Genomic DNA, 5,301 nt, shown 5'->3' on the forward strand with positions numbered 1-5,301 from the left:
TGACGAATTCCGTTTGTACCTTGAAAAATTAATAAGAAATTCATTCGCAATCGCAGGGATAAACTGGCTGGCAAGGTTATGTAAAAAAGTATTGCCAACTTATGTACTTTTCACTTGCCAAACACAAGGGTGGCGAGTTAAGTTCAAAATCGCAATTTGGATTGGAATAATTGTTAGAGGGTGCGCATTAATTCGTGCACCCCTTATTTTCCATACCAAATGCTATTTTAAATCCTCCGATTCCATTTCGTTTAAATTCTTCCCCTTGTATTTCCACTCTCTTCTTCCGTTTACTGACCCCCCTGCTATAGCTGCAGCCGCATAGCTTGGACTATAAAATATATAATCATCTGTAAATTCATAAAGCTTTTTGTTGCTATTTTCCTCCAGCACCCCACTGGCAATCAAAGATTTTCGCATATTTTTAATAGCTGGTTGTACAATTACTTTCCTTTCCGCTTTCCGCCAGATTTTGATACGCCTGAAAAGGCCCCTCCAAATACTTCTCTTCTTGATCTGTTACCGTCACTATTTGGAGAGTAGTGGTAAGGAAACTTATCCGCAAATTGGAAATCTCTTCTGTGTAAATCTTCATGGGAATATTTTTCTTTTTCTTGCCGTGTTTTCGCTTGCTTTTCCTTTTCCTCTTTATTTTTAATCCGGGGAAGAAGGACATTATTATAAAACGACTGCTTAAAGTGACTTTTGACTTTTATTGTTAACTTATCATCTTCAATTGGCGTATAAGCTATCCAGAATCTGCCCATTTTTTTAGTAATATTTTTGTCTGCATGCTGTTTTTCCGTGAATATATTGACTTCTTCATCATTGAAGCTAATAGTAACAGAACTTTCGATTATATCAGCCTTATTTTGAAGTATAGATTTATCCAAGGTGACCTTAATGACCACCTTTTGATAATCATACTTCTTTTTGACCTTCAAAAAACACTTATTTTTTCTATTTTTTAGTGCTGATAAGGGCACATTTGCAATATGTACCTGATGTCTTATATCCTCCGAATTATTCACTTTCACCTTGGAGTTGTTTCTATCATTATTATCCGCCAATCTGATTATTTATTTGTTAAAAATTAACGTCTACTTCTAATAAAGAAAACACCTGAGCAATCATGAAATTGACTCAAATACTTCCATCCTCTTTATCAAATAAATCTATTTGCTTGTTATCAACAGTGTCATCTCCAAATAACCTTAATTGTTGTTCATTCTCCGAGTTACTTGTTCAATGATACCTCCGGATAATTAATCCTAGTCTGAGGTTCTTTGCTAGAATCCCAAAAGGAATCATCCAAGGATGGTTCAATCCCCATATCATCTAATTTCTTCCAAAGGCCTTCCATTGCTTTTGTCCTATTAAAGTAAAATTCTCTGCCGCGGATACGCCAAAACCTCCAACCTGCCCTCTCTAATGATTCCTGTCGTTGCCTATCTTCCTCAAATTTCTCTGGTCCATGCCATTTTTCACCATCGCACTCAACAGCAAGACGATCACGCATGCCTTCAACAACCAGGTCAATGCGATATCTCCCTACCTTTACTTGTGGTGTTACTTTGTAGCCTTTTGCCAATATCATTCTAAGCACATCAACCTCAAATGGAGAATCGCACTTCTCTTCTAAATTGGCTACCTCTTCATTTAGCCTTGATGGTTGTCTGCAGTAACTGAGCAATCGATAGCGTAAGTCGTCTGGATTCAATTCTTCCGGATTGACCGAGTGATACAATCTCATTTGATTCTTGGCGCGACTGGCGGCCACATTTATTCGCTGCTTTTCACTGTTTTTAGTCAATGCACGGAAGTTCCGATTACTGGCTACCACCATTGAAAGGAAAATGATATCACGTTCATTTCCCTGCAACGTATAAGCATTACCGCAGATGATTTTCCGTCTGACGAATTCTTCATCACCGATTTCCTCACGGATCAGAAGCTCCAGCAAATCCTGCTGTTTATTCCCTTGCAACGTGATAACCCCAAATGTTTGTCCGTCATACTTTGGGTCTTGAACCATTTCCGCAATGTCAGTAACGATTTTCTCTGCTTCCGGCCTATTGATGTCTTTGTCCTTCTCGTCATTATAACCATCATTCACTTTAGTGGCAGTTACTGGTGGATCAATTTTTTCATCCTCCACCGGAAGCCTTAGCGGGATCATTTCTCCGCCATAACTTAAGTCATTGGAAAATTGAATGATCTCCGGTACACAACGAAAGTGTTCCCGCAACATCAGTTTTCCTTCCTTTGGAAATGTCTGTTCTGCCATTTCATAGAGGGAGATATTGCCGTCAAACAAATTAGCGTTCGGTATATCCGGTAAATAACGGCGTACTAATTCGTGAACATCTTCTTGTTTTGTCCCGATTGCTTGTGGGCTAATCTGCTCTTCATCTCCAACGACAATCATTTTCTCGCCCCGTAATAGTATATTGGCGGAGAATACATCACATTGGCTGCTTTCGTCAAAGATCACGACATCAAATTTATCATTGGTAACCGGGAAGTTTTCCATGACTTGATTGACAGGCATAATCCATACCGGGATGGCGCTCTGTGCTGTCTTCATAGACTCGCGTGCCCCTTCCAGGTTGACTTGTGCATACTTGCCGCTGCCTTTTCCAAATCGTCTAATATAGCTTTTCCACGATGACAGAGCACGTTTTTCTTTCTCCGATATCCGTTCTATTTGAGTTTTCCATGTGGAGGCCGAGACAATCTCGCGAATGAGTTGTTTCTGCTCCTGGTACTCGTCCTCTATATGATCCTTCATGATTGCAATATTCATATCTTTTGTTTCATCCAACCACGTCTGAAGCTTGCGGAGTTCGAATGCCTCATTGTACTGTTCCGGAAATCCCCAGTCTGTGCCGACTGATGATTCCAGAGATACTGCAGTCGCTGGCAGCAACGTCCCCATGTCATTCAGCAGACGGTAGAATTCGGTAACCTGATCTTGTTTGTTCGCTAATTCAATCCGTTGATTAATCAGTTGGCTCCACTGAGCAGGATCTTTATTTTCAAGGGCTTCCATGAACTTATAAATGATCGGATGCATGTTCTCATCTGTGCTGAGTTTTTGAAGAAACCGAAGCTCCTCTTGCTGTCGTTTCCGCCACTTTTCCAGCTCGATATAGCGGCTCACAACGTCTAATTCCTGAACAAGTGTTTTTAAAGTTGCGGGTTGATAAAAGTTAATCAATTCTAATTGATCATCGGTTAATTTTGCTTGAATAGCATTAATAAAATCAAACAATTCTACGACAGAAACGATGGTCTTTACAGTCGCATCTGCCTGATGTGGGAATCGGCCCGACACATGATCAATTGTGTCATGGCCTATTTCATCCATATTGCCATTAATTACTCTGGCTGTTTCCTTTTTTTGTGCGGTATAGGCAAGATAGCTCTCTACCGTTTCTATATCTTCCTGGTTTTGAATAGGTTTCTCATTTAAAACCGGCTCCTGAAATAAATATTTCGTCCGTTTTCCTTTAAATAGAAAGAAGAGCATGTTTGGCTTTTTCCCACTTTTGATCCGATCTTTTGCGATCTCAATATCCGCTTTCAGCTCTTCTGCATTTTTATCTGGAAGACGGACGTCATGGGTTATCAATTGATTATAATACGCAAACAGCTGATCCACGTTTTCCTGCTGCTCTTTGATAAAAGTTCGCCAACGCTCTTCCCGTACGCCACCAGCCATTAAATCTTCCATTACATATGAATAAGCATCATGTGTCAATAGGTCTTCTTTTTCCAGTACTTTCTCTGCATCTTCTTTTAACCGATTGATAAAATCGTCATCATTCGTTAGAACGTACTTGTGGAGAATGCTTTTTCCCTCATCCTCATAAGTGTTCAGTTCGTCCCCTTCTTCGATTAGCTGTTCAAAGGAGCGGCTGCTCCGGATATGGTCATTTAAGCTGGGAAGTTTTTGTTGTTGCAATGGTAAGTCTACCTGTTTCAGCATATCCCGCAGTTTCCACAGTTCCCGGAAATCTGCTTGCGCCAATGGAAACTCTTTTTCCAGGGCCACATCATCTTTTATCCACTGATAATCAAGTTCAGCCCCAACCAACTGTTTCGCTACGTCGTATTTGTATAACTTCTCCCCTTTATAATCAATGGGCGTACCTTCTTTTCGCGAGTAGGTTTCCAATTCATTATGTAATCTGGCTGTACGCCGCTTGCTTTTATCAATAGCCGTTAAATTCCGCTCAATTTGATTTTTCAGCCCGGCAGGATCCAATTCTCCAAGTTTCTCACTGAGTGTCCGGATGGATTTTTCAATCTCCTCCATTGACTCTCTGCCCCCACCTAACACAGGGACACATAAATCCTGAATGGACGCAGGTATTTTATTCTTCAGCACCTTTAACGGATTTTCCTTTTGACTCGTTATTAGGATACGTTTACCTTGTGCCAGAAAGTGGGAAACAAGGTTAGCAATGGTATGAGTTTTCCCGGTTCCAGGAGGTCCCTGAACCGTCACTCCATAATTTCTTTCGATCCGATTGACAATTTCTTTTTGCTGTTCATTTGAAGCAAGTGGAAAATACAATAAGTCCTTGGGCAAGGCTGAGGAACTGGCGGATTCCCCTTCATTATCACGTTCTTGCTCTTTCTTTCCATCTAAAATTGACAGGACAGACTCAGACAGCTCAATTTCACCCGAGTTTATGCCTTCGATAATATGTTCCAGATCATCCCGAAGTACACGCACATTCTTGGTCCGCAGAGCAAACATCGACCTGTTATATAAGATAGGATAATCCCGTAATTCTAATTTGCCACTTTCTGCATAACGTCCATTTGCATCAATTAAATGAATATATTGCTGAAATGCTTGAGTCATATCATCTGTCATCAAAAGTGCCTGGATTTCCTTCAATACATCATTAACTTGTTCTTGATTAGGAAGACTAACACCTGACAGCATTTCATTTTCAATGGCGATATCATCTTCTACCTGCTTCGCTTCCACAACACCTTTTTCCGCATCTAATTCCACTTCGAGTTTGCACGTCAATAGCGGATGCCTAATGGTTCCAACCTTTTTATCAGGATGCGCCCAAGTCAGGATACCTTTGCCAAAAACAAACTCCAGAGATTCACCTTCTTTTTCAAAACGGGAAATAAGTTCAAAGAAGTTATTACTCAACTTTCGCAGCACAAATTAGGCAGATAAGCCTTGATATAATTGGGCAAGGCGGAAAACCATTGATGTAATTGACCTTTGATTAGTTGTTTGAATTTGTTATTGGTCTTTTTTAAAGCATC

3 protein-coding genes are annotated in these 5,301 nt (G+C 40.4%); all 3 read right to left on the reverse strand.

Annotation, left to right across the window (positions count from 1 at the left end; genetic code table 11):
* Positions 1-222: 222 nt before the first annotated feature.
* The 3 genes from E4U82_RS19100 to E4U82_RS19110 all read right to left on the reverse strand — a co-directional run bounded on the left by E4U82_RS19100 (position 223) and on the right by E4U82_RS19110 (position 5,182).
* A complete protein-coding gene (locus tag E4U82_RS19100; protein WP_135111834.1) occupies positions 223-420 on the reverse strand; it encodes a DUF4357 domain-containing protein in 198 nt (65 codons plus the stop codon).
* A 23-nt stretch (positions 421-443) separates the two neighbouring features.
* Positions 444-1,070 carry a hypothetical protein gene (locus tag E4U82_RS19105; RefSeq protein ID WP_209300613.1) on the reverse strand — a complete coding sequence of 209 codons (627 nt, stop codon included), beginning with the start codon at positions 1,068-1,070 and terminating at the stop codon, positions 444-446.
* Between the two features lie 167 nt (positions 1,071-1,237).
* Positions 1,238-5,182 carry an AAA domain-containing protein gene (locus E4U82_RS19110; protein ID WP_135111836.1) on the reverse strand — a complete coding sequence of 1,315 codons (3,945 nt, stop codon included), beginning with the start codon at positions 5,180-5,182 and terminating at the stop codon, positions 1,238-1,240.
* Positions 5,183-5,301: the final 119 nt, after the last annotated feature.

It is taken from the genome of Lentibacillus salicampi (genome assembly GCF_004565465.1).
Lineage (GTDB): Bacteria > Bacillota > Bacilli > Bacillales > Amphibacillaceae > Lentibacillus > Lentibacillus salicampi.

Coding starts and splice junctions, on each gene's coding strand:
- E4U82_RS19100 (WP_135111834.1), bottom strand. CDS start 420: ATGCGAAAATCTTTGATTGCCAGTGGGGTGCTGGAGGAAAATAGCAAC.